The sequence below is a fragment of the Listeria rocourtiae FSL F6-920 genome (assembly GCF_000525975.1).
Classification (GTDB): domain Bacteria; phylum Bacillota; class Bacilli; order Lactobacillales; family Listeriaceae; genus Listeria_A; species Listeria_A rocourtiae.
Window position 1 is genome coordinate 1 of sequence record NZ_AODK01000026.1, and the last position, 25,194, is coordinate 25,194.

Genomic DNA, 25,194 nt, shown 5'->3' on the forward strand with positions numbered 1-25,194 from the left:
TACAACTTATTTCTCTATCTCTAGTATGATAGAAAAGTGGTTGTAGGTCGAGAGGTTTTTTCATGATGATTGGTGTCAGCGGAAGCTGACATGGGAGTTTGTCCCAGCCCCCTCTTTTTTTTTAGCCTTCTATCTCTTTTTGACGATATTTCGGTAGTTTTCGTAAAACTTGCTCATAACCATGTGCCAACAGTTTTGCCAAAAATTCCGGATTATTCTCCTCATCGAGTAATACTGATACCCAGTGAGATTTATTCATATAGTAACCTGGGATAATGGCTGGATTTTCTGAGCGCAAAACCTCTCCTTGATTCGGTTCCACTTTTACCGTGAGAATATCGCGACCTTCTTTATTTGTTCCAAGCATCGCAAACATTTTTTCACCAACAAAAAAGCGATCCGCGCCCCACTCTCCTTTGTAATCATGTGTCGCACCCTTCAAGCTGAGTGCCGCATCATGAATCGCTTGAAATTTCGTCACTTCACACACCTCCTTATTCCTCCAATATGAGGCAATTTACATCACATACCTACTTGATTCCGAATCACGATTTCTCGGCAAAACTTAAACAATTCTGGGATTGCATCATCATCCTTAAACTTAATCTTCACGCAACCCTTCCCAAATTCCGCATCTGGCAAGCGCCCCTTCATCTCCAAAACTAGCTCAAAATCTAGCGTATGCACCGAAAAGTGAGTTTTTGCATTCGAAAAAGCGATATATTGCTTACCAAATTTAAATGTCGGAATCTGATACGAAATTTTCTCCTCAAAATCCGGATAATTTTCGCGCATAAATGAAACAAACGTCATCGTCCATTTTCGTTGCTCATCCGTCTCTAAATCTGCCATATATTGATCCACCGTTTCAGCCATTTGAATCCCTCCACATCGTAATTGTGCTTAGTAATTTCATATAAATTATAGCTCACATTGAAAAAAGACAAAAATAAACCACCTAACACTCACTTTTTGATGGAGGAATTAGATGGACTATTTTCTGTAGCCGATGTCACCGTTTGTAACAGCTCTACCGGACGAGAGAACCAATTTCGCGCATGATGCTCTTTTCATAATCAGTATACCAAATTAAAATTCTCTTTTCAATTGCTCTACAGGCGGCTCAGAATCGCATTACTTTATTCTTTTTTATCCTTTTTGAAAGCATCGTACTGCTTCTGCATTTCCGTCATCACCGTCTTCATACCTGCATCATTCAATTTCTTCTTGAACTTCGGCATATAAGCATCTGGATCTACCGTCCCTGTCAGAAGCGCTGGCCCAAACTCATTACATACATTCGTAATCGCAGCAATCTCTGTGCGGACATTTTTCGAATCAAAATAGAATCCGAGTCCTGGTGATGCTTTTGACTCATCGTTAAACTCCTTGAATTTCTCCCATTTATCTTTTGGCTCATCAGAATAGCGCTTCAAAATGAAATGGTTTCCAAGTGCGTATGTTGGCATCGAATAATTCTCTACGCGTGCTGGCAAGTCTTCAATACTGCCATCCGCAAGCTCTTTGTAATGTGTTCCTTCAATTCCTTTGTCGACTAAATTACGCAAATATGAATCAGTATTCAACAAATTCAAAAATTCTACAGACTCTTTCGGATGCTTCGAGGTTACAGATACCGCTTGAATCGCTCCTGTCACAGAACTATTTTTAATAATTGGCGTTTTCATAATCGGCTGTGTTACCACTTTATATTGACCATTCGTTTGCTTATCCCAAATCGATTCCGCGTACGGTTGATATTTCTCAATACGCACGAACCAGTTTTCCTTCTCATAAGACCACGGATCTGTTGATGTTGCAATATCCTTACTTACATATCCATCCTTATAAAAACCATGCAAATCCTTCAAAATAGCAATCGTTTCCGGTTGTTCATAAAAATTCACCACTTTGCCTGTATCATTGTACTCATCAACTGCAAATGGAAGCGGAACCGCAGAATCAATCAGATAATCAAACGGCGTCACCGGTTTAAAATCTTTATTTCCACCAATCGGCGTAATATTCGGCTCATTTTCTTTAATTGTTTTCAAAAGCGGACCTAGATCAGCAAATGAATTCACTTTCGAGACATCCATTTTGTACTTGTCCACCAAATCTTTATTGAAAACATACACTTGTTGCTCACCGATTTCTTTGTTGGAAGGCACGCCGTAAACTTTACCATCCATCGTCACGCCTTTCCAAAGCTCCTCATTCAACTCGACTTTCATTTTCTTGCCTTCTTTATCAAGGTACTGTGAAATATCCATGAACGCACCTTTTTGCGAGTACGTTACAAATTCTCCTGCGGCAGTGTAAGCGATGTCAAAATTTTCACCCGAATTAATCATTGTCTGCATTCTACCACCATAATCACCCCAGTCAATTTGCGTCATATCAACGCCAAAGCCAAGCTTCTCTTGTGTATATTTATTCACCTCTTTCATCACCTTATCATGATCTTTTTGAGGTGTCCCAATCATATACCATTTCAGCGTGACCTCGCTATCCCCACTTGCTGATTTATCACTACCGCAAGCTGCCATAACCAACATAATAGCACTCAAAACCATAACTAAAAACAGTTTCTTCATCAAAATCCTCCCTTTCATCTTATCATAAATTTTCTAAATATTTTACGTAAAATCAACATTTCATCGCCGAACCCCAGCGGGCTTAGAAATGGTTAGATGCTAGGCAAAGACGAGTACCGGAGCGGAATGTACGACCTGTACATGAGCACCGGAACGGAATCTTTAACGACGCAGATGGCTATTTCTAAGCCCGCTGGGTCATTCTTTTACTCCGCCGATTGTAAGTCCGCTAATGAAATATTTCTGGAAAAACGGATACGTAATCGCGATTGGTACAGTCGAAATAACAACCATCGCCATTTTTGCACCATCTTGCGGGATTCCCGAAAAAGCTCCTGATGTAAACGCGATATCCGCATTTTGACGCATGAATTCTAGATTATTCTCGATTTTCATCAACAAAGATTGGAGTGGAACAAGTTGTGGGTTGTCGATGTAAAGTGAAGCATTAAACCAGTCGTTCCAATAGCCTAACGTACTGAATAAAGCGATTGTCGCGATGCCCGGTAACGATAGAGGTAATACAATTTTCAACAAAATTCGTAACTCACTAGCGCCCTCAATTCGCGCTGCCTCTAATATTGGCTCTGGGATCGAGCGAATAAAAAAGGTACGCATAATCATGATGTAAAACGCATTCATTGCTAATGGCAGAATAAGCGCCCAGATTGAATTTTTCAATTGTAGTACTTGAGTCATAACGATATATGCTGGTACCATTCCGCCACTAAATAACATCGTGAAAAAAAGCGAAAAATGTGAACTGCTTCCGGTATGCGAATTGTTTGCGGGAAATCGCGTACGAATATAACGCAATCATCGATACACTGAATATCGTCCCAACTACTGTCACGACAATAGTTACTCCGTAAGATTGGAGTAGCTGACCTTTCATATTCCAAAGATACTTATAAGCTTCCGTGCTCCACTCACTCGGAATGAGACGGAAACCATTTGTTGCCAGTGAACCTTGACTGCTGAACGAAATAACAATGATATATAGAAACGGAAATACGCAGAGAATTGCGAGAAATCCCAGTAAAATATTCATTGCAACATTCGTCTTTGGGCCAAAATCCACAACGTCAGGCTTTTTACGTTTACCTTTTTTCGGTGGCAAGCGGAGGTCGCCATTAACCTGCTCTAACTGCTCGACTTGTTCAATTTGTTCTGCCAATTAACTCGCCTCCGTTTTTAAAATAGGGCATACTCTGGATCTATTCTCTTCACAATATAATTTGTCAGCATGACAAGGATGAAACCGACAATCGACTGATAAAGACCGGCCGCAGCACTCATACTTATATCCCCAAGCGATGTCAAACCACGATAAACGTATGTATCAATAACATCCGTCACTGGAAAAAGTGGCCCTGAATTTCGCGGAAGTTGGTAAAACAAGCCGAAATCAGAGTTGAAAATTTTACCGACGTTTAGAATCGTTAAAATAATAATCAGCGGTGTCAAAGCCGGAATCGTGACATGGCGAATTTGTTGCCATTTGCCTGCACCATCAATCATAGCCGCTTCGTAGTAATTCCGATCAATCCCCGCAATCGCCGCTAGGTAGACGATACTCCCGTAGCCTAACCCCTTCCAAGTATTCATGAAAATCAATATATACGGCCAATATTTAGGTTCGCTATACCATGAAATCGGATCGCCACCAAAGGAAACAATCAATGAATTAAGTAAACCGCTATCTTCACTCAGGAAACTGTAAAGGAAATAGCTTACAACAACCCATGATAAGAAGTACGGAAATAGCATACCAGTTTGATAAACTTTTGCCATGCGCTTGTTTACGAGGCTATTGAAGACAATCGCCAAAGCAACGCCCAAAAGAAGCCCTATGATAATAAAGACTAAGTTATAAAGTACGGTATTCCTCGTAATAATGAAAGCATCATCTGTCCTAAATAAAAACTTGAAATTCTCTAAACCTACCCAGTCACTGCTCATCAGACTAGATATGAAACCGTTTCCATCTACGCGGTAATCTTTAAAGGCTATCACTGTTCCAAACATCGGCAAATATGCAAAAATTACAAACCATGCGACCCCCGGCAAGACCATGAATAACCAAATTTTATTCGCGTAGAGTTTTTTGAAGAACTTCTTCAATTCGTGCCACCCCGCTTTTGTAAGTGTTTTCAACATCTTAAGTGTACCCTTTTTGGATGTTAGGCGAATAGTGGGAGAAATATAGATTTATGGACAAAATTAGGATTTAGGGTGGGGCAACATAAAGAGAGAAGACAATAATATGCCTCCTCTCCATCTCACGCGTCAATAGCTACCACTACTTTTACAAGCCTTTCACGATGCTTTTGGCTATTTGGAACGCTACTCATCTAACAAATTGCGCGTTTTCGTTTCTTTCCAACGCGATCTTTTTCAATCACTTTTTCGATGTAGCCAGTCGCTAATGGTACTTTACATGAAGTCTCTCCCATATCTACGTGAACTTGACCGATGCTTTTTGCAACAGAGATGGCCTTTTCAAGTAGAGGAGGATAGTAGGTTCCAGTGCAAATGACAAATTGGTTCATCGTGTACTTAATGCTGTTTTTGGCACCATGAATATTTTGTTCAATATTTTCTAAAAGAGCAAGCACCTCATTCTCGTTAATTTCTTCGTTCGGCGCCAGTGATAAATAATTAGCATAACAGCTCCATCCAGTATCCGCGATTCGTTCTTCTTTCGATGCCATCCATGTTTTTGCGAGTTCGACTGCGTATGGTGTTTCTGCTGCGAGGCTTGCTACAATAGCTTCGTTTATAGCGGTACAGTTGGCTGTTTCTGCCCAATGAAGAAGTTCTTCTTTTGTGACTTCTTTTGGATTAATAGTTAAGCCCGCTAAATACTGAGCATCATAATTTCCTGTTGCGAAAAGTTCACGTGGTACGTCTTGATTCACTATTTTTTTGACTAAATATTTCTTCATATCCCCAATTTTAACACCAAAAATCGGTTCGTTAGCACCATGTTTACGGAGGGTCTTTTTTGTTTGCTCAGAACCAAGAGATTCGAGCTGTTGCATCACTTCATTTGTATTCATCCGCTTCTCCTTTTTGAACTTTATTACTTAATAGTATAGCGGATGGCGAGTGTATTGTGAAATGAATTTTGAAATCTATTTTTCTAGTTAGTTATTCATAATAAGGATACGCGCTCGCCCACGAACTTGCCTTATCAATTAATTCGAGATTTTTAAATAATAGAATCTCTTGCGGTACCTTTGCTTCATCATAACTCTCTAACTCTTGCTTCAAAGCTTTCTTTAATTCTAAAAAACCGTAATACTCCAATTTATGGCACAGTCTAGTAATTGTATTTGGCACTGTAAAAAAAAAGACGTGCTAAATCAACAATTTTACTCTGGATAATCTCTTCTCTGTTCTTTTCGATATATAGAATAATTTCATCTTCTAAATCAGTAAACCGATAATCAAAATTAATCACTCTACTATTAAAGTCCATTCTCTTATCTCCCTTGATTCGTCATGTATCATGAGTTTGTTTGGGGTTCATTGTACTTGACGAACTTCTTATTTGAAGGCGTTTACATTCATAACTATGCTATTTCCAGTATTATTGACGGTTAAATATACCAAACACAATTCAGAAGAAATTGCCCACGACAACTATCCTAATTTCGAGTAAACAAGTTTGAGACACAAACCAGATAAACTGGCAAAAAGCGCTCACATTCAGAGGGTTTTGGTGGACTTCCGGTTCTGCTACACAAGAGCAGTTTCGCTTAACTTCTAGCATGGTATAAGGATACAATTTCCTCCCAGCTTTCAGTCGTCACATACACCAGTATGCACGCTTATCCGGCTTCTTCCAAATCCTCTGAATACAAACGCTTTCGCTTGATTTGTGTAAGCGAGATATACTTACTACCCGAAAAAAGGAATCGTAATATCTTGCTTATTCCTGTGTAAAAATAAGTCTTGTCCCAGCCTCGTTTAGACGCAACTGCAACTATACCATTTGTCCAATTTATTATAGCAACGAAATAAAGAAAAGTAAACGCACTACTTTTAAATCATAACGCTTAGTAAGTGGCCGTAATTCCCAGTAACTATGTGGTTTTCTGATAATCCTACTGCTTACAAAAAACATTTAGTTACAGTGAATATTAATAATTCTATACAATTTTTCCAAACTCACTTTCCCAACGTTCCCATTCCAGCAACTTCCAACCACGTTCTTCTTTCAGCCACCCCTCTTCTATTAGCTGCTTCTTTACCAAGCATAAATACTCTCTAGTACAACTAACATAGTCACCCATTTCTTTTTGTGTTACGACAGACGGGATACAATAGTCTGCACCAATCTGAACACCTATTTCCTTTCCTAATTGATACAACAAGACAAATAATCGATCTTTTGCTGGTACAGAAAAAAATTGTACGCGCATGACAAGTGCTTGTATCAACTTTTCTTTCATGGCGTCCTGTCGTTCCAATGTGATAAGCAAGGATTCTTTTGGCATTCTTACCAAGATAACATCTGTTTTCGCCTGAAACTGCAATAACCGTCCACAGCTGTTGCTAAGAGATACAATCGCGTCACCCGGCTTGGCAAAATACACTAATTGTTCTGCTGTTTTACAAGCTAAAAAGCCTTCGTGTACGATATAATCGCCTGGATACGGTAAACTTTCATTTTTCTTTAAATGGATGATTTTTTTCATTTTATACATCGTGTTCTCCTCCGATATTCCTCGTATCTGCATTTTCCCACCGCCTGATTCTCATTATTTAAGTGCTAATAGATAGCTTTCCAAAAAGAGGGATTAAAGAACTTGCCCAATCTTCGACTAACATCCTATATTATTGATTTATTCTTACTTTTCAAACTAATTATTTCACTAAGTACGCTAACATAGCTAGCATATCTTTTTGTACACGTAACTGATCATAACGAATTGCAGAATGGAAAGCATTACTCCTTAACGTTTGTTTTTCTTCTTCGCTATTCGCAAGGAATTTTAGTAGTTTTTCAGCAATGGAATAGGGATTTCCTATTTCTGTGAAATAGCCGTTTTCCCCATCGATGAGGTAGCCTTGAATACCTGCAATCTGACTGCCAATCACTGGAACACCACAAGCCATTGCCTCAATACCGACAAGGCCTAGACTCTCACCTTTTCTGCGGCTCGGAAAAACAAAGACATCCATCTCATTGTATAGCGCGACTAGTTCTTCTTGCGGTAATAAATCATAACAGCGAACATCTTCCTGTAGCCCTAACTCTTGAATTAGCGCTTCTTTTTGTGAGTTCTCCTTGCCACTTCCAACCATGATCAGCTCTGCTTGTCGGTTCGATTGTTGCTTAAACTTGGAAAAGCCACGAAGCGCATCATCCCAACCTTTGTCTACATCAATACGCCCTACATAACCAACTTGAAAAGTAGAGGTATCTTTCACTGCTTCTTGAGGTGCGAACAAGTCGCGATTGATACCGCCTGATGGTGATATCCAAATGTATTCTGGCAAAAGTTGATAGCGATCGATGACCGTTTGCTTAAAATAATCCGAGGGAACAACGACATGACTTGCCTGTTTCAATAGTCGTGCCACCCATTTTTGTAACCTCTCTTGGAAAGGGGTTTCCGGAAACACATCACTTCCATGTACATTCACAACGAGGTTAATGTAGCGGTTCAAAAACTTTGCACACAAAATTGGAAACGCACTGTGTGAGGCATAATGCAGGTAGACAATATCGTATTTCTTAAATAGCAAAGTCAAGAAAATACGGCAATAAAAAAGGAGATAGTGCCAAATTTTCTTCATTTTATTTAATTCTTTCTTCATCGTAATTGTCTCTATTTCATCTGCCGCTTCCTCCATTAAGCAAACATGATTTTTTACAAAAATACCGTACGATGGGTAGTCCTCGGACGGAAACATATTGGAAATAACAAGTATTTTCATAATTCCATTCCTTTCTTTTCTATACTAGATGGTTGTTTTCTAGCGTAATACGAGCGATACAATGTGCGAAGTAATGGAAGGTAGATGATAACAATACATAACAAAAAAAATGATATTAATCAACGAAATCAGCCAAACCGTGTGAATCAGACTGTTTAAACTAGCGGCAACAACTAGCAGCGCAGTGGTTATCAGATGACTTTTTACAGAAAAACCATTCCAAATCCGCATGGAAAAATACGTCCGTGCTAAAAAAAAAGGCAATGTAAGCCGAACCAGTTGCAACCGAAGCTCCAATCGCGCCATAGGTTGGTACGAGCAGAAAATTCAAACCAATAGCAACGCCTAGCGCAATAACCGAAACAAGAATATTCAGCGAGCTCCGTTTCAGAAAAACGATACCTAGATTCGTTGTATCACTCACCGTCATCATTAGCGGGTAAAAACAGAGAAACGGGAATATATATTGCGCCTGACTGTACTCTGGGGATAAAACCATCAGAATAACCCCTTTAAAAAGTAGTAATCCCATAAATAAGATCGCGATTAGAAACATAATACTGTCGCTCACCAATTTAAAATAACGCATCGGCTTTTGCTTTTTATACCATTCATACGCCGTTGGTATCCAAAAATTAGAAAACGTTGTCTGCAGAATCAGAAGTGCACTCGCAATTTTAAAAGCGGCAGTGTATAAACCCAGCTCGTCAAAATTACAAAAATAACGAAGAAACAATTTATCAATAATTACAAATAAACTATAAATAACTGTTGCAACCGCTATCGGTAAGCCAAATTTCGCTAATCTCGGATATAAATACGGATCTGTTTTCATCGGATTCATATATAACAACCGAATGTTTCGAATCATTAAAATCGTATCTCCTAAAACTTGTCCAATAATAGTGGCATAAATTACTGTGATAAATGTATGGGGAAGGAATAGGAGGAATAAAACGGTGCAAACTAAAATACTAAGCTTCACTAAGATATTAAAGAACGAAAATTCCAGCGCCTTATTCTGCATCCGAATGTACAAGAATAAAAAAACGTTCAAATATAAGAAATGGAACCGAAGCAGCGATAAGATACACGACATGGTAGTGTACAAGACTGCCAAACAGAAACGAAGAGATAGGCTTGGCAAACCCGCACATCAAGCCAATGACAACACCCGAGAACAGGAAGGGAATGACCATCGCCGTGCTGAGTAGCTTATTCTTATTCGGATATTCATAAAATTCGCGCGCAAACGCCTGATCAAAACCTAAATAGATAACGCAAATTAACAAAGTTTGCACAAGCATAAACATACTCGTTTTCCCATATTCTTCTGGTGAAAGGAAAAAGGTAATGACTGGAATCGTCATCAAATTTAATACTGCCGAGCCAAGAGAACCAATCGCGAACTGCATCAAACGCATTACAAGAGCTTTCATTCTTTTTCACACAAACTTTCTTCTTGCAGGAATAGCCCACCACACACCAGCCCAAATAAGGTGGATGATAAAGCAGAAAATAAAACATGCCCGGCAAAGGCTCCGTAACAAATGAGTATAAGAAATAGTGCTGTATAGATACTCCGTTTTTGGCAGGATTTAACCAAGAAAAAGAGTAGGAGCGCTAGCATCACCAAAAGCCCCAAAATACCCAGAGAGAATAGGACATCAAAGAAATCCATTTCCACTAAATCGCCTAATCCCCATGTTTCTACACGTGCATTAAATCCGAAGCCGATGAGTTGCGTCGCCAAGTTGCCAATATTAGTAAACGCTTCAAAGGCAACATCTAAAAATTCACTACGTGAACTCGTGAGAAAACGGACTAAATCACCATCATACAGATCATAAAAATACGTGAGCCGCTGTACAAGACTAGAAATGGTTGCTAAGATAAAAGCTCTGCCTTGGAGCACAATTAACATCAACACTGAGATAACTGTCACGCCAATACCCCACTTTACAGCGAGACCGAGGCTATTTTGAAAGAAAAAGAAACGAAGAAGCAATACAATGGTCAAAACAACACCATACACAATCCCTGTTTTTGTTCCTAAAAGCAACAAGCCCAGTAAATTACCAAGATAAAGTAATCCTAGTAGCAGACGCGCGCTTATTTTTGTCTGTTTTGTTTGCTGAAACAAATACCAACCTGTGAATGTCGCTGAAACAATAAATCCAATCGTCGTATCATTATTAGCAAAAAAGAAAGCTTTATATCCAGCATCTGAAGCAGCGTACGTTTGATTTCCAATCCCAATAGCATAAGGAATAAGCAAGCCGAGCGTAAAAAGAGTACTAATCGTCAAAAACATCTTTTCATAATTTGCCTTCCTTAACACATCTGCACGTTGATATACGTAATAAGGAATAAGTACCCAAAGGAAAAATTTAATCATATTAGTCGTATCATACAAAAGAGCTGATGCATTATTATGCAGTGAGATTGTTTGTATGAAGAGCGAGACAATACCATAGACCACAAGCGATACGGATAAAAACGTGTAGAGATTTTTTGAAAAACCTTTTCTAGCAATTTGAAAAATGATAAAGCCAATACAGACAAGGCGATAGACAACACCGATAGGAAAATTAATTCCAACTGACAACACAAAGCCATTCAGTGCATCGATGATAGGAAAAATGGCGAATAAAAAGATGAAAATATTGTTTTCTTTGAACAAAGTTATCCTTACCTCTCTTGTTTAATCACTTTAGCAGGCACGCCACCAATAATGCTATACGGCGGATATTTCTTGGCTGGAACAACCGCTCCTGCTGCCACTACGCAACCATCTGGAATTTCAGCTCCCGCTAAAATCGTCACTCGCGTCCCAATCCAAACATCATTCCCAATAAAAACAGACTTTTGCGCGGTTCCGCTATCTAAAATCTTTTCTTTTCCGTTGATACAATGCGTATCGGTCAAAATCACCACGTCTGGTGCCATCAATACATCGTCACCAATATGCACTGAGGCAGTAGCAATAATACGCGCATTGTCACCAATTGATGATCGCGCTCCGAGATAAATATTTTTAGGATGGCGTAATTTTAATTTTGGACGCAGGTTACTATTTTTTGCACAACTTCCAAAGAAAGATTGTGCCATTTGATTCTTAATATAACGAATAATACGTCCTAAAGCTTGCCGATTCGGCATCGGAAGCATATTGAAAAACGAGAATGCCCATTTTGCTAACATATTATTGTCGCCACCTTTCTTTCACAACTTTCCATACAAAGCTTAGATTACCAACAAAATATCGACGGAACATCCGCTTTGGTTCTTGCATAAATCGATAGAACCATTCCAGACCTGACTTCTGCATCCATTGTGGCGCACGTTTTGTGACACCGGCTATAACATCAAAGCTTCCGCCAACACCCATTACAAATGGAGCGTTCATCTTCTCTTTGTATGCATGAATCCATTGCTCTTTTTTAGGGCTAGAAAAAGCAACAAAGACAATATCGGCTTGCGATTTACGAATATCCAGCGCGATTTCTTCTGATTCTTCATCTTCAAAATAGCCATGTCGATAACCCGCGATTTTTAAATTTGGATACTGCTGCTGATGAAGCTGAACCACTTCTTGTACAACATCCTCCTTTGCGCCAAAATAATATACACGATAGCCTTTCTCCGCACTTTTTTTTGACTAATTTTTCAAACAAATCAATACCCGTAACTCTTTCTTGCGTTTCATGAGCAAGTATTTTCATCGCCCAAATAATAGACTGACCATCTGCATTAATAAGTGGCGATGCATTGACAATGTTCGCAAGTTCTTTATTTTCTGCCATCAAATTAATTTTGCTGGCGTTAATCACAACATGCTGTACCGGCTTTCCAACTCGAATAATCGCTTCTACTTTCATCAGCGTTTCTTGCATTGTAAGTACGTCCACATAACTACCTAACAAAAATCTTCTTGTCATTCTATCTTTCACTTCTCCTCTTACTTAGTAGGCACTATTCGGGACAAAGATAATCCATACTGTTCGGAGTAATATTCGGATGTCCAACGTAAAACTGACTTTTTGAATATACTCCAAATCTAGATTCACCATTTCCGCAAAACTAACATTGTTTCGCCCACTGACTTGCCATAAGCCCGTACACCCTGGCTTAACAGATAACCTTCGATAATCACGTACAGAGTATTCAGCAACCTCACGTTCTAGTGGGGGGCGCGGTCCAACAAGGGACATATCGCCTTTTAGCACATTGACAAGCTGAGGCAGTTCGTCAATACTTGTCTTCCTTAAAAAATGACCTACCTTCGTAATACGCGGATCATGCTTTATTTTAAACATTGCGCCTTCTACCTCATTGAATTGAAGTAGTTCCGAGAGTTTTGCCTCTGCATTCGGAACCATCGTGCGGAACTTATACATCATAAACCGCGACCCATTTTTTCCAATCCGTTCTTGTTTGAAAAAGACAGGAGCACTAAAATCACTTAACTTAATCACCAAAACTAACACGATAAATAGTGGGACTAGCAGAAATAAACCAATACTTGCACCTAGAAAATCCATCCCTCGCTTTACCAGTGAATAACGTTTCGCAGCTTTTCTAGTGGACTTAGCCACCGTTTTCATGGATTCCATTATATTCTCCTTATTGATAATAATAGTAGTTGTTTGCATTATTTTTCACATGATTCAGAACCGTGCCGATAATTGGCACCTGCGTATTCTGTAGTTGCATCACGGCTGTTTTGGCACGTTCTTTTAGGGTTTTTTCACTTCGCAGGATGATAATTACGCCTTCCACATAGGGGGTTAAAACAAGGGCATCAGATGAAGCTAAGATAGGTGGGGTATCAATAATAATTTGATCAAATTGTTCTGCAAATTTCTTAATTAGTTCCTCCATTTTTTTAGAAGCAAGCAATTCATTCGGATTAGGCGCCATTGTCCCACTCGTCAAAACTGTCAAATTTTCGATGTCCGTTTGATGACTTACATCTTTAAGCTCTGTTCTACTGTCTGTGAGCATATCGGATAACCCAATATTATAAGGAATGCCAAATGTCAGATGACTTGTCGGTTTTCGCATATCCGCATCAATGAGTAATGTTTTTTTTCCTTGCTTGGCGTAACAAATAGCCAGGTTCGCTGACACCGTCGATTTACCGCTTTCTGGTTCTGGCGATGTTACTAAAATCGATGTATACTCACGCTCCGCCGAAGAAAAATGAATAGCTGCTCGAAGTGTCTTGAATTGTTCCGCAATTGGGGAACTTGGATTTGTTTCTGTAATCAACTTTCTTTGGACTTTCTTTTCTCTATTCACTGGCCACTATCCTTCCTATTTCTTTCTTCTTTTACCTGCTTTGCGCTCCAGTACATCCTCATCTTTTATTTCATTAATCATGGATAACACAGGAAGTCCTAACGTTTGCTCCACATCTTCTACTGTTTTAATCGAGCGGTCAAATAAATTACGAATAAACATAATCACGATTCCAAAAACTAATCCTAACAAGCTCGCCACAATAATTAATAGCGCTGTGTGGGGCTTCACTGGTTGTGTATCCGCTTCCAACACTGCTTCTGACAGTATATAAATATTGTTTATTTTCATTATTTTAGGAATTTCTTTTGTAAATATACGAACCGTTTCATTAGAAATTTTGACGGCATCTGCAGCGTTTGAACTCTCCACATTGATTTTGACGACTTGTGAATCAGATGTGCTATTTACTTTAATCATCTTCTCAAGCTCTTTAGTGGAATATGCGTCATCCATGTTATCTGATACTTGCCTTAAAATTCGCGGACTTGTGATAATTGATGTATACGTATTGATAAGTTGCAAGTTTGCCTGCACCTCTTGTGATTGGACAACAGTATTCTGTGGTACCGACTGATTAATTAATATTTGCGTTTCACTTTGATAGATTGGAGCGGAGAAGAAATAAAGGTAGCCACTCATAAGTAATGCACTAGCACACATACTTATTAAAATAATCCATTTATTCTTTTTCAAAAGATCCCATATTTGTTTGATGTTTAAACTATCTTCCATTGTTGCCTCCTGGCTTATTCCGCTATTGGAACTAACTTTTTACTGCTTTTTTGCATCTCATGTAAGTTTCCCATATTGTAAATCGCCACTGTTTCAATCTTCGGAATCACATTTTTTGTATCAAATATATGTTGCTGTCTCATACCTGCAAGCTTTTCTGCTGTAATCATTTTAAATTCACTATGATCTGTTAACACACAAATTAAATCTGAGCCCTCTACAGCCTTCTCCAAATCAGGTTCAACCCAAGATGCTTTAACATGTGGATCAAAAATAGCGAATTCAAAAGTCGTCTCTTTTCCCAAAAGCTCGATAATTTCAAGAGCTGGGCTTTCACGAATATCGTCCACATCACCTTTATATGTTACACCCAAAAACGTTATTTTTTTGCCGTTAATGGCTTCCATCAAACCTTTTACTTTTTCTGCAATGAAGTTCGGCATCGAATTATTAATGGCACGTGCTTGTTGAATTAGTGGTGTGTTTTGGGGCGTTGTCGCAACAATGAAGTATGGATCAACAGCTAAACAATGACCACCGACTCCTGGTCCAGGTTGATGCAGGTTAACACGAGGATGTTTATTTGCCATCTCAATGACTTCCAGTGCATTAATACCTAGCGTGTCACCAATTTTTGCAAGCTCATTCGCAAGAGCAATATTGAGGTCGCGATACGTATTTTCCATCAATTTCGAAAGTTCGGCAGCGCCTGCAGTTGCCTCAATCAGTTCACCTTGAACAAAGATGCCATACACTTTCTTTCCTGCTTCTATACAAGCTGGCGTCAAACCTCCTATAATCCGATTATTGTGCACCAACTCATGAATAATTCTCCCAGGTAACACACGCTCTGGGCAATGAACTAAAAAGATATCTTCTCCTACGATAAGCCCGTTTTCTTCCAATATCGGCTTTACCACGTCTTCTGTCGTACGTGGTGCTATAGTAGATTCTACTATCATGACGTTTCCTTTTTTTAGATAAGGTAGTGTTTTTTTTACAGCATTTTTGACATATTTTAAGTCGCATGTTCGGTAAGCATCTGCTTTATTAGGCGTTGGTACAGCGATGATAAAAACATCCGCTTCTTCTAGGTCCAACTGTGCTTTAAAATTACCTGATAACAAAGCTTTCGTTAATTCTGTTTGAAGTCCTGGCTCCTCAATATGAATTTTTCCAGCATTAAGCATATTCACCGCGTCTGCTTTCAAGTCGATACCTATAACACGCTGATCATGATTGGCAAACATAATAGCTGTTGGTAGACCAATATAGCCTAATCCAATGACTGCGATTTTCAAAAAATCATCTCCTCATAGATTTTAAAAATTACTTATTATTTGGAAGCGAAATTTCCCATGTAGCCAGTGCCTTTGGTTTTTCTTTTCCAGGTGTCACCGGTTGATAAACGAGCTCGCCTGTTTTTACATCTTTCGGCAATTCAAAATTCACCGCACCAGTTGCTGATTTACCGGAGGCAATTTCTGTTCCAATATTGTTTGCATCACTTTTTACTTGGTAGGTTTTATCGCTAGATTTCAAAATAAAATCATTGCCACCAATACCATATTTACTATCCGATTCATTTTTAAAATGCATCGTCAGTTGCATAATATTTTTATCGCCTTTTCCGTTTTCTTTCATTTCTACTTTTTCAATCTTCATGTCCACATTGTTAACCGATTTTGTTACATTTTCTACTTTTTCTTGTTTATTTGTCTTTTCTTGTTTTGCTCCATCAGTGGCACATCCTGATAGTGAGAATACAAATAACACTGATAAAAGAGCTATGAATATTTTTTTCATCTTATAGTTCCTTTCTTTAATAAACTAAATAGGATACAATCTGGATAAGAATATAATCTTACAAATCCTTATCCAGATTCCTGATTGATTTCTTTCAAATCACATACTATTTAATTGTAATAAATTTACTATCGATTACTTTATTTTTCGCTGAGTAGGCAATGACTTCTACTTGCCTTGTTGCTCTGGTAATTTTATCTTTCGCATAATATTTAAATGTTCCATTGTCCTGTACTGCTACAGCCATATGCTCCACACCATCTACTTTAAGAGCAACTTTACTCACACCACCGGTATAAATCCCAGTAACCCAGCTATCAGTCCCAAATGTATAAGGATTCACATTGATAGATCCGCTAGTTCCTGATGCATCTGTCACTTTCACCGATTTTGTGTCCATCAGAACTCCTTGAGAGTTGTAAGCAAGTACTTTTACTGTATCAGAGGTGTTTTTAATTTTATCCTTTGCGTAGTATTGGAAGCTTGATTCATTGATCACATTCACTGGTGAGTATGTTGTTCCATTTACCTGAAGCGCTACATTCTTAATATCTCCTGTGTACGTTCCTTTTACAAAACCGTCTGTTTCAATATTATAATCCATAGGTGACACTTGCCCCGTTGTGCTGTTAGAAGCAACTACTGTTACAGACTTTGTATCCACTACTGTACCGGTAGAATCATAACCATATACTTTAACATTATCAGAAGGTTTTTTAATCTTGTCTTTTGCATAATATTGGAACTCAGAGCTATTCATAACTGCTACAGGTGCATACTTAGTGCCGTTTACCTCTAATGCTACTGTTTTTACTGCTCCTTTATATGTGCCCTTGACAAAACTATCATCGGCTATCGAGTATTTGACAGGTGTTAACGTTGCGTTTCCTTCGTGCGATTGTACAACCTTCACTGGCTTGCTATCTACTAATAGATTTGCTGAATTGTATCCTAAGACTTTTACATCGTCCGTAATATTTCTAATTTTATCTTTCGCATAGTATTGGAAACTTGAGCTATTTAGAGCATTTACCGCAGGATATGTTACGCCATTTACTTGAATAGCTACTCTCTCCACATTTCCAGTAAAGCTTCCTTTAACAAAGCTATCGTCAGCAATAGCATATACTGCTGGTACTAGATTACCTGTTTGTTCACTTGCATCACTCAAGTCAACAACTGTACGAGAAATCTCAGTTCCTTCTGCGTTATAACCTATAATCTCGACTACATCTTTTTTAGATGAGATTTTATCTTTCGCGTAGTATTGGAATTTGTTATTTGCACCTACATCGACTTTGCTGTATGGTTTCCCATTAACTGTCATACTAATTTTTTTTTAATAGCTCCTGTATATGTTCCTGATACAAAGGAATCCGTACCCACAGCATATTTATTTGCTTTGATGTCTCCTTGTAGTATTGATGAATCTACCACTTTGACTTTTGTAGCTTGAATAACTTTATTATCCTTACTATAGCCCACTATTTTGACATCATCTTGTAAATTTAAAATTTTTATCTTTTGCATAATATTGGTATGATGTACCGCTTACATTGACCACCTGATGTTTTTTACCGTTTACTTCAAGTCCAACTTTAGCTATATCACCATTGAATTTCCCATTTAGCCACGAGTCTTTACCGAGATAGAATGTATTTACATCGATACTCCCATTCAAGCTTTGAACTGTTATCTGAACTGATTTTGATGCCTTATTTCCATCTGAATCAGTCACGGAATAACTAACAGAGTAAACACCACTTACTGCTGGATTAACATTATTACTCATAACTTGAATCTTAGATGTTAAATTTCCATCTTCTTTATCACTTGCTGTCACTCCTGCAAGCGGGTCAAATGTGTCGCCTACTTGAATTGTCTTGGGGTTAGCATTAATTACAGGCTTTTCATTCGATTCTACAGTTGCGGTTGTAGCTGCACTCTCCTTACCTTGCGCGCTTGTTTGTGTAACTTTTACTTGTTCACCTACTTTTTGTGCAGGAACGGTAATCGTGTAGTTACCATTTTGATCCGCTTTGCCTGTGTATTGTTCTCCGTTAGGTAGTGTAACTGTTACCGTATTATTCATTGTTGCTTTTCCACTTATTTTAGTATCATTAGCTTTGATTTTATCAACAGATGGCGCATCAGGAATCGGTGCTTCTTTACTTCCTTTGATACCGACGCTTACATAAGAATGGTCTACGGTAATACCTGCTTTCGAGCTACTATCGCTATAGTTTTGGTGTGCCGTAATCACATAGTATTCTTGTGGTAAGTCACCGATTGTTACCCCATTTTTTTAGAGCCGCTTCTATTTTTATTGAGTATGGAACACTAATGCCTAATGAACTATCGTACAGAGATTCAGCATCCATTCTTATTTTTCCATCTTCAGGTATCGATACATTATCATATACATTGCCCTTAACGCCGGTAAATTTAACGTGAGATAAGTAAGGTACTAATGCTGGATCAATTTGATACACATAGTAGCTGTCTCTCGCAAATGTCTCCAATGTCACCTGATACTGAAGTTCCTGTTTGAGTGCAATAACCGTATCTGTTTTTGCAGGAATACCATTCTCAAAACCTAACTTACCTGCTGTTATATATTTATTTGTATTATCAATGTTCAAGTCTGTATTGTTCTTCGTTAAAATAACCTGTTGTCCGGATCTGCTGATGTATTTTTCATCTTTTGTGTACATTCCCATCTGTACTTTATATCTGTCTTGGTTAAGTGAATTAACAGCAGTATCTGTAGTGATGCTAATTGTTGCTTTTTGGTTGTAACCGATGAAAGCTCCTTTATACATTGATCCCAATCTATATGTGTAATTCCCATTTTTATCTTTAACTAGAGTAACACCTTTATTTGAAGTAGATGTATTTCCTTTCAACTCCACTTTAACTACATGTTCCTGCAATGCTGGATCTATTTTTAAAGTAAAGTTTTGTGAGGATAGCGATGTTGCAGTGAGCTTATAACGTGTAATGTAATCAAAGCTAAATGTACTGGTGTTTTTATCAACCCACACTCCAGTTGTACCTGTTGAACCCAGAGATGGATAGCTTGTTTCACCTTGATTACTGATATTTTCCTCGTCTACATTTTTGGTAGCCATTTGCTTTGCTACTGTTTTTGATGCAAAGGTATTTACTGGATTAATCGTTAATACCGGAGCTATTGAGCTCATCATAAGTGCCCCTGTAGCACTTATTAGCCCTAATTTCTTAATAGATAATTTTAGATTTTTTTTTCATGCCTATCTCCTTTTTAATAAATTCTTTTCCATTCCATAAATAAACCGACACATATCACATAGCGCATCCCTCCTTTTTTAATTTAAGTGCCCTACTCTATTCAGGTCATCACAATATAATCATCTTTCATTTGTATTATTTTTTCTTCCTCTAATGACTTTAAATTATTTTTGACAGAAGCAATGGAACAACTACATAGTAGCGCTAAAAGTTTAACGTTCACCCAAGATGGCATTATTTTCTCTTCATTTTCAAGAAGAGATGCTTTGATGTCTGATAAAATGGAGAGTATGCTTTTTTTTATTGGTCAACTTTATTATTCGATAGGTATTCTGGAAATCTAGATTTATTTGTTTAGCTAAGTACCATACAAAATTAGATAGTATCATCTCTTTTTCTAACTGATCAAAGAGTTCAACTATATCGAAAACTAATAATTCTGTATTTTCCAAAGAACGGATACTAACAACGGAGCTAGTTGTCTTACATTGTATAAATCCCGGCTCTAGTAATAATGTATGACAAGCCCTCTCTTTATAGAAACCCTGTTTCAACAACAGTACGCCCTTCTCTAAAAAATAGAGGTGCTCATCACTTAAAATACATTTTTCATTTTGTTTTAATGAAATCGAATTAGAAGCCATCTTCGTCCTCATTAAGTCAAACATGATTGAATTCTCTTCAAAGTAATATTGGAATTCAAAAAAAATTCATTATTATCTCCCCTCAAGTTACTTAGATACAAGCCACATTGATAAAAATACCAGATTTAATATTTATAAATACTTAGCAACAAATTGCTTTACAAACATTATGATAATACATATCCTTATAAATTTATTTGTATTTCAAACTATTTTTTTTGTATTTGGCGTTACAAAATAAATTGATTTTCTTTTTTTATTTTTTTTACTGTACAATATATGAACATAGGTATCTATTAACAATAAGGAGGAGTTATTATCAAAATTACAATTTTTGAAAATGAATTTCTACATGCAGAGTACATAGAGTGTGCTGTAAAGGAAGTAGAACATTCTCTGGTCAGCTTCGAGGTAATAGTAGTACAGGATTTTACAAGTTATTTAAAAAAACTAAAAGAAAGCGCTATATCTGATTACGACATCTTTTTGATTGATATTGATTTAAATTTTTATTTCAATGGAATTGAAATTGCTAGCATACTACGAAATTATAATCAACAGTGCTTTATTATATTTGTCACTGGTGATCCGTCTAAAGCACTCTCTTCTATCAACAGCGGTACATTACCTACTGATTATATTATCAAAGAGGATTTCCATTCTGAAACTGTGAAAGAAAAAATTAAAAATACTATTTCTCAGATTATACAAAAGCAAATACAGCCTGCACTTGTAAAGGAAATAGTCTATCTAAATATTGGTTCTAACTCAGAAAAGGTGAATATTTCTTCAATTAATTACATTTCGTCTATACCAAATAATCGTTATAGTGCTGCGTTACAAACACAAAATTCACATTTAATTATCAATACAAGTTTAGGCAAGCTAAAAAAAACAATTAGCCACCTATAGTAATTTCATCATCTTAAAGTCATATATAATTAATCTGTATAATATAGCATCCATATCCACCTATGAAGAGAAAGTATTTTTTACAAACGGTGATCACATCACCTTAAATCCAAGAACATTAAAAAAAATAGATGTTGCGAGAAAGGCTGGTGAACCTAACAATGCAATTTAGCTTCTTTATCCTTCTAATGGTTGATTTCACCGCTTATTTACTTTTCATTGAATATAAGTTTTTTTAGTAATAAAAAGTATATTTATTCCATTTTATTTATTTATTTTATATCTGCGCTATTGACCTTGTTTACTGATAATAGCCTAGTTCCAATTTTACTATCCACCATCATACTACCTATACTATCTATACTTATCTTTTACCATGCTTTCAGAAACCTCTATAAGGTATTCTTGATGCTTTTATTTCGAACATTGGCGATTAGCTTAACTTGGGCCATTGCGCTCGATGCCAAGTATTTATATCATAAATTTTTTTCTGGATCAAAATTATATTTACTATTCAGAGACAACCTTAAAAAATGCTATCCCCCATCTCATTGTGCTCTTTATAATTATTACAACAATTCTTCTTCTTGACCGAAAATATGTTTTTTTAAACTTGTTAGCGCAGGTTAATAGAAAACGTACACTGCTAGCTACTTTTCTAATAATAGGGGCTTGTTCCATTATGATTCCCCATTACTTGCTCCCCCCACCTTCCGTATTATTATATATATACACTGAATTACTGTGGTATGCATATATTACTTTTTTATTTGCGACTATTTATTTCACACATATAAAATCAAATATTACTGCTAAATTAGATATTTTAAGCATGGAATACCAGAAAAATTTAGAATCTATTGAGCGCACGAAGGAATTTAAACATGACTACAGAGGTTTACTCATGACATTGTCTGTTCACCTCGAAAACAACCAAACCGAAGAAGCTTTAAATCTGCTTAATAAAATAAAAGCATACTCTAGAAATAATCTACCCTCACAGCAAGTTGAATATATCCAGTTGATTAATAATATTCCTATTCAAAGTGTCCTATTGACTAAATTAAAACTTGCCGATGAGCTAGGTATTCCTATTGAAATAGACTGCAATAACATTCTTCTGAGTAGTATTGACTTGTTTGACTTCCTGCGCATGTTCAGTATATTACTTGATAATGCCATTGAAGAATGTAAACAACAATCTGCCCCTTTCATTAAAGTGTATTTAAAAGAATTTAAGGATGCAGTCACTCTACAAGTAGAAAATAGCGTATCTACTGATACGCTACAAATACCTCTATCCAAATTCACAGAAAAAAACTATTCTACTAAAGGAGCACATCGTGGCAAAGGTCTATTTACATTAACAAAGCTTGCGGCTAAGTACACAAATGTTTTTGTCCAACTTCAAGTCAGCTCTACAGAGAAAATTTTTCAAGCAAGTCTTGTTGTAAAAAAATATCACTGAATTTGGACACTAGCGTACCTAACCTCAAGCTCATCAGATATACAAAAGTTAATATATTAATGACTTACAATTTTTAAAAGGTGGATAACCTATTGTGTATAGTCTTTGTACATGGATTAACGCCTTTCTGACCCAGAAAAATAACTCTCCAAAATCAGCAAATGGATTTTGGAGAGTTATTTTTCGATGGAGTCGCGCGAAGCCGGTAGTTTTCGCCTATCATTTGCCAATAAAGAAACACCAAAACAAGTTCAGACTCACAAGTCAAATAAATTGGTGATAAGCACCCGATTTATGTGAGGCAAGATTCACGTCCTACATTAGGAAAGGGAATCGCGATATCTTGCTTACTTTCGTACGAAAATATGTTTTGTATCGGCTGGATCCCGGCTTCATCTTCTTTTTGTCATATAAGTCTGACTGTAATTTTGTGCATAGCTACTTGTTGCTTAATTTTACAAGCTCAATTCCCGCATTGTCCCACATTTCATTCATCATGTCATAATATCTATCATCCATAGCGACATCTACTAACATTTTTGTTTGATTGCCTACTGGGTCGAATACGTAATGTTCCAGCATATCTGCAAATTCAGCAACCTCAACATATTTCCCATCATTGATTTCACCTAAAAATGCAAATCTAATTTCTTTTTCTGGCTCAAAAACGACTACTTTAGAAACTAGACCATTGCCCTCTGAATCAACAAAGTTAACGGTTTCATTAAGTCCCATCTCACCAGTATAGGTTGATCCTTCATGGAAGGCTGCTGCCCATTTTTCATATTTTTTTCGATCGACAACTAATTGCCAAGCCTCTTCAGGTCCGCAATCAAGCATGAACTCTTTTTTTTATGTGCTTCATTATAAAAAGCCTCCTTTTCCATATTTTCTTAAATCAATGCCTGTTTATATTGTAGTGCATTCAACACGTACTAACAAGCGATAAGATGATGTTATTGTGTCAAATTGCAGAGTACGCTATACTTTGAATATAAACAACTTATAATAGTTCAGAAATGGAGAGATAGTGAATGGCAAAAACACCACAGTGCCAAAGTTGCGGCATACCTATGAGTGCACCAGAAGCATTTGGTACTGAAAAAGATGGTACACGTTCGGAAAAATACTGTTTGAAATGTTACGAAAATGGTGAGTGGACTAATCCTGATGCAACATTTGATGAGTTTTACGAAATCAGCTTAAAAGGATTTCAAGAATCTGATATGAGTAAAATCGGAAAGTTTTTCCTTAATAAAATGTATACTAAAAAATTCTTAAAAAAGTTGGAACGTTGGCGCTAATTAAAGCATTATGTGTTGTAGTTAGCAACTTTATATGCATAAATGTTGAGGTAGAAGTAATTTGCCTCAACTTTTTTTCTTATCTTTTTAAAATAAATGGCCTAGGATTGGTTCTTTCTTTGCATTCATTTATTCATCACGCTTTTTTGGTTTGAATAGAAACATTCCAATTCCCAGTAATACAATTCCGATAATCAATAAATACATCGAATCTGCATCGCCGGTCGTTGGTAATATACCATACTTATTATCAAAATCGCTATTTCCTGTTACTTGAATCATATAGCTAAGTAGTATAATCACCAAAAAACATCCCCTAATAAGCGTTTTTTCATCTACAGTCCTCCCTCTCTCACTTCACTTGATACATTTAATAGCTATATACCCTACATTAGTAGATTCTTAACTTAGGATTTTTTTGCAACAAAAATGTTTCATCGTTCTTTGAAGGTGGTATTGTCTATTAATAATTTACAAAATATAGTTTGAAGGAGTGATTGTCATGTCTGCCAAGAAAATATCTGAAGCAATGTCCCAACAATACAAGGAGCTCGAAAATGAAAGAATCGTTATGGATATGTTCATCGACTGTTTCATGACAATGCTCGCACAAAAACAACGGATGGAACGTATCCAAAACGAGATTGATCTTGCTTTGGAAACTCAAAATAAAGAACGTTTTTATCGTTTGACTACACGTATGAAACGCCTTGAAGAGGAACAATTTCATATGTGATGCCAAAAAAGGGCTGGGACAAAATATGTACCTAACCAAAAATAAGCAAGATATCACGATTCTCTTTTTTTCGGGTAAGACGTATATCTTGCTTCACACAAATCGAGCGAAAGCATTTGTATTAAAGGGGTTTGGCGGAAGCCGGAGAGCTGCGCATACTGGTGTATGTAATGACTGAAAACAGGGAGGGAGTCGTATCCTTACCGTGTAAGAAGTTATGCGAAGCGTCAGTGTAGAAGAACACCGTAGCCTTGTTCAAAAATATGGAAGGATTGCCTATGAGCAGCGCTCATAGGCATGTTGGGGTTCTAGCTCACTTCATTTCGAACAGTCTAAGAAGGATTACATGCTCGCTTTGCTCGTATGCATATTGGGACTGTAACTCACTTCATTTCGAACAGTCTAAGAAGGATTACATGCTCGCTTTGCTCGTATGCATATTGGGACTGTAACTCACTTCATTTCG

At 37.2% G+C, this 25,194-nt stretch carries 30 protein-coding genes and 1 pseudogene; 4 read left to right on the forward strand and 27 right to left on the reverse strand.

Translation table 11 applies throughout. The features are described from left to right. Nucleotides 1-121 precede the first annotated feature (121 nt). From PROCOU_RS09380 to PROCOU_RS09490, 25 genes and pseudogenes are all read right to left on the reverse strand, one after another. A complete protein-coding gene (locus PROCOU_RS09380) occupies nt 122-481 on the reverse strand; it encodes an MmcQ/YjbR family DNA-binding protein (RefSeq protein WP_051994319.1) in 360 nt (119 codons plus the stop codon). 41 nt (nt 482-522) lie between these two features. Continuing rightward, the gene (locus tag PROCOU_RS16600; RefSeq protein WP_051994320.1) at nt 523-876 is read right to left on the reverse strand and encodes an iron chaperone; all 354 of its coding nucleotides are present in this window, start codon (nt 874-876) and stop codon (nt 523-525) included. Nucleotides 877-1,139: 263 nt separating this feature from the next. Further along, entirely contained in the window at nt 1,140-2,597 is a 1,458-nt protein-coding gene (locus tag PROCOU_RS09390; protein WP_036071818.1) for an ABC transporter substrate-binding protein, read from the reverse strand. Nucleotides 2,598-2,795: 198 nt separating this feature from the next. After that, a pseudogene (locus PROCOU_RS09395) lies at nt 2,796-3,774 on the reverse strand (carbohydrate ABC transporter permease). Between the two features lie 17 nt (nt 3,775-3,791). Beyond that, a complete protein-coding gene (locus tag PROCOU_RS09400; protein ID WP_376700389.1) occupies nt 3,792-4,673 on the reverse strand; it encodes an ABC transporter permease in 882 nt (293 codons plus the stop codon). A gap of 278 nt (nt 4,674-4,951) precedes the next feature. Continuing rightward, the gene (locus PROCOU_RS09405; protein ID WP_036071821.1) at nt 4,952-5,659 is read right to left on the reverse strand and encodes a DNA alkylation repair protein; all 708 of its coding nucleotides are present in this window, start codon (nt 5,657-5,659) and stop codon (nt 4,952-4,954) included. Between the two features lie 91 nt (nt 5,660-5,750). Next, on the reverse strand, nt 5,751-5,942 hold the full coding sequence (locus tag PROCOU_RS17520) for a hypothetical protein (protein ID WP_149023651.1): 192 nt from the start codon (nt 5,940-5,942) through the stop codon (nt 5,751-5,753). A gap of 812 nt (nt 5,943-6,754) precedes the next feature. Next, nucleotides 6,755-7,312, reverse strand: coding sequence for a Crp/Fnr family transcriptional regulator (locus PROCOU_RS09415; protein WP_036071823.1), 558 nt, complete (start codon nt 7,310-7,312; stop codon nt 6,755-6,757). Nucleotides 7,313-7,472: 160 nt separating this feature from the next. After that, nucleotides 7,473-8,549 (reverse strand): glycosyltransferase family 4 protein, encoded by a 1,077-nt coding sequence (locus PROCOU_RS09420; protein ID WP_036071824.1) that lies wholly within the window; start codon nt 8,547-8,549, stop codon nt 7,473-7,475. Between the two features lie 160 nt (nt 8,550-8,709). Continuing rightward, the gene (locus PROCOU_RS18505) at nt 8,710-9,420 is read right to left on the reverse strand and encodes a lipopolysaccharide biosynthesis protein (RefSeq protein ID WP_244266277.1); all 711 of its coding nucleotides are present in this window, start codon (nt 9,418-9,420) and stop codon (nt 8,710-8,712) included. Nucleotides 9,421-9,565: 145 nt separating this feature from the next. After that, on the reverse strand, nt 9,566-9,988 hold the full coding sequence (locus PROCOU_RS18510) for a lipopolysaccharide biosynthesis protein (RefSeq protein WP_244266278.1): 423 nt from the start codon (nt 9,986-9,988) through the stop codon (nt 9,566-9,568). Beyond that, nucleotides 9,985-11,232 (reverse strand): O-antigen ligase family protein, encoded by a 1,248-nt coding sequence (locus PROCOU_RS09430; protein ID WP_036071827.1) that lies wholly within the window; start codon nt 11,230-11,232, stop codon nt 9,985-9,987. The genes PROCOU_RS18510 and PROCOU_RS09430 overlap by 4 nt, the downstream gene beginning before the upstream one ends. 8 nt (nt 11,233-11,240) lie before the next feature. Then, nucleotides 11,241-11,753 carry an acyltransferase gene (locus PROCOU_RS09435; protein WP_036071829.1) on the reverse strand — a complete coding sequence of 171 codons (513 nt, stop codon included), beginning with the start codon at nt 11,751-11,753 and terminating at the stop codon, nt 11,241-11,243. Between the two features lies 1 nt (nt 11,754). Then, nucleotides 11,755-12,141, reverse strand: a complete 387-nt coding sequence (locus PROCOU_RS19075) for a WecB/TagA/CpsF family glycosyltransferase (RefSeq protein WP_341871258.1) — start codon at nt 12,139-12,141, stop codon at nt 11,755-11,757. Beyond that, nucleotides 12,074-12,490, reverse strand: coding sequence for a WecB/TagA/CpsF family glycosyltransferase (locus PROCOU_RS19080; protein WP_341871259.1), 417 nt, complete (start codon nt 12,488-12,490; stop codon nt 12,074-12,076). Before PROCOU_RS19080 ends, PROCOU_RS19075 begins: the two co-directional genes overlap by 68 nt. A 24-nt stretch (nt 12,491-12,514) precedes the next feature. Beyond that, nucleotides 12,515-13,165 carry a sugar transferase gene (locus PROCOU_RS09445; protein ID WP_036071830.1) on the reverse strand — a complete coding sequence of 217 codons (651 nt, stop codon included), beginning with the start codon at nt 13,163-13,165 and terminating at the stop codon, nt 12,515-12,517. Nucleotides 13,166-13,175: 10 nt separating this feature from the next. Then, a complete protein-coding gene (locus PROCOU_RS09450; RefSeq protein WP_036071832.1) occupies nt 13,176-13,853 on the reverse strand; it encodes a CpsD/CapB family tyrosine-protein kinase in 678 nt (225 codons plus the stop codon). 15 nt (nt 13,854-13,868) lie between these two features. Then, nucleotides 13,869-14,588: a YveK family protein gene (locus PROCOU_RS09455; RefSeq protein ID WP_036071834.1), complete on the reverse strand. Its 720-nt coding sequence runs from the start codon at nt 14,586-14,588 to the stop codon at nt 13,869-13,871. A 14-nt stretch (nt 14,589-14,602) separates the two neighbouring features. Then, the gene (locus PROCOU_RS09460) at nt 14,603-15,889 is read right to left on the reverse strand and encodes a nucleotide sugar dehydrogenase (protein WP_036071836.1); all 1,287 of its coding nucleotides are present in this window, start codon (nt 15,887-15,889) and stop codon (nt 14,603-14,605) included. A gap of 28 nt (nt 15,890-15,917) precedes the next feature. Next, on the reverse strand, nt 15,918-16,394 hold the full coding sequence (locus PROCOU_RS09465; protein ID WP_036071838.1) for a DUF4352 domain-containing protein: 477 nt from the start codon (nt 16,392-16,394) through the stop codon (nt 15,918-15,920). Between the two features lie 106 nt (nt 16,395-16,500). Further along, complete coding sequence (locus PROCOU_RS09470) at nt 16,501-17,721, reverse strand: immunoglobulin-like domain-containing protein (RefSeq protein ID WP_036071841.1); 1,221 nt, start codon at nt 17,719-17,721, stop codon at nt 16,501-16,503. Further along, on the reverse strand, nt 17,718-17,879 hold the full coding sequence (locus PROCOU_RS09475) for a hypothetical protein (RefSeq protein WP_159101205.1): 162 nt from the start codon (nt 17,877-17,879) through the stop codon (nt 17,718-17,720). Before PROCOU_RS09475 ends, PROCOU_RS09470 begins: the two co-directional genes overlap by 4 nt. A 10-nt stretch (nt 17,880-17,889) precedes the next feature. Continuing rightward, nucleotides 17,890-18,657: an Ig-like domain-containing protein gene (locus tag PROCOU_RS09480; RefSeq protein ID WP_036071846.1), complete on the reverse strand. Its 768-nt coding sequence runs from the start codon at nt 18,655-18,657 to the stop codon at nt 17,890-17,892. A gap of 19 nt (nt 18,658-18,676) precedes the next feature. Beyond that, entirely contained in the window at nt 18,677-19,597 is a 921-nt protein-coding gene (locus PROCOU_RS09485) for a hypothetical protein (protein ID WP_036071848.1), read from the reverse strand. Nucleotides 19,598-19,915: 318 nt separating this feature from the next. Next, nucleotides 19,916-20,308, reverse strand: a complete 393-nt coding sequence (locus tag PROCOU_RS09490; protein WP_149023653.1) for a hypothetical protein — start codon at nt 20,306-20,308, stop codon at nt 19,916-19,918. 486 nt (nt 20,309-20,794) lie between these two features. Between PROCOU_RS09490 and PROCOU_RS09495 the strand changes: the two genes are divergently transcribed. Together PROCOU_RS09495 and PROCOU_RS09500 are read left to right on the forward strand one after the other, a co-directional pair. Continuing rightward, entirely contained in the window at nt 20,795-21,220 is a 426-nt protein-coding gene (locus tag PROCOU_RS09495; protein ID WP_036071854.1) for a response regulator, read from the forward strand. Nucleotides 21,221-21,680: 460 nt separating this feature from the next. Then, nucleotides 21,681-22,688, forward strand: a complete 1,008-nt coding sequence (locus tag PROCOU_RS09500; protein WP_077913401.1) for a sensor histidine kinase — start codon at nt 21,681-21,683, stop codon at nt 22,686-22,688. Between the two features lie 438 nt (nt 22,689-23,126). On the opposite strand, the gene PROCOU_RS16605 is transcribed toward PROCOU_RS09500, so the two are convergent. Then, on the reverse strand, nt 23,127-23,528 hold the full coding sequence (locus tag PROCOU_RS16605) for a hypothetical protein (RefSeq protein WP_208855810.1): 402 nt from the start codon (nt 23,526-23,528) through the stop codon (nt 23,127-23,129). Nucleotides 23,529-23,722: 194 nt separating this feature from the next. Between PROCOU_RS16605 and PROCOU_RS09510 the strand changes: the two genes are divergently transcribed. Then, entirely contained in the window at nt 23,723-23,992 is a 270-nt protein-coding gene (locus PROCOU_RS09510) for a zinc ribbon domain-containing protein (RefSeq protein ID WP_036071859.1), read from the forward strand. 129 nt (nt 23,993-24,121) lie between these two features. On the opposite strand, the gene PROCOU_RS17180 is transcribed toward PROCOU_RS09510, so the two are convergent. Continuing rightward, the gene (locus PROCOU_RS17180) at nt 24,122-24,295 is read right to left on the reverse strand and encodes an LPXTG cell wall anchor domain-containing protein (protein WP_149023654.1); all 174 of its coding nucleotides are present in this window, start codon (nt 24,293-24,295) and stop codon (nt 24,122-24,124) included. 199 nt (nt 24,296-24,494) lie between these two features. On the opposite strand from PROCOU_RS17180, the gene PROCOU_RS09515 reads away from it, so the two are divergent. Beyond that, complete coding sequence (locus PROCOU_RS09515; protein WP_036071861.1) at nt 24,495-24,728, forward strand: IDEAL domain-containing protein; 234 nt, start codon at nt 24,495-24,497, stop codon at nt 24,726-24,728. Nucleotides 24,729-25,194 lie beyond the last annotated feature (466 nt).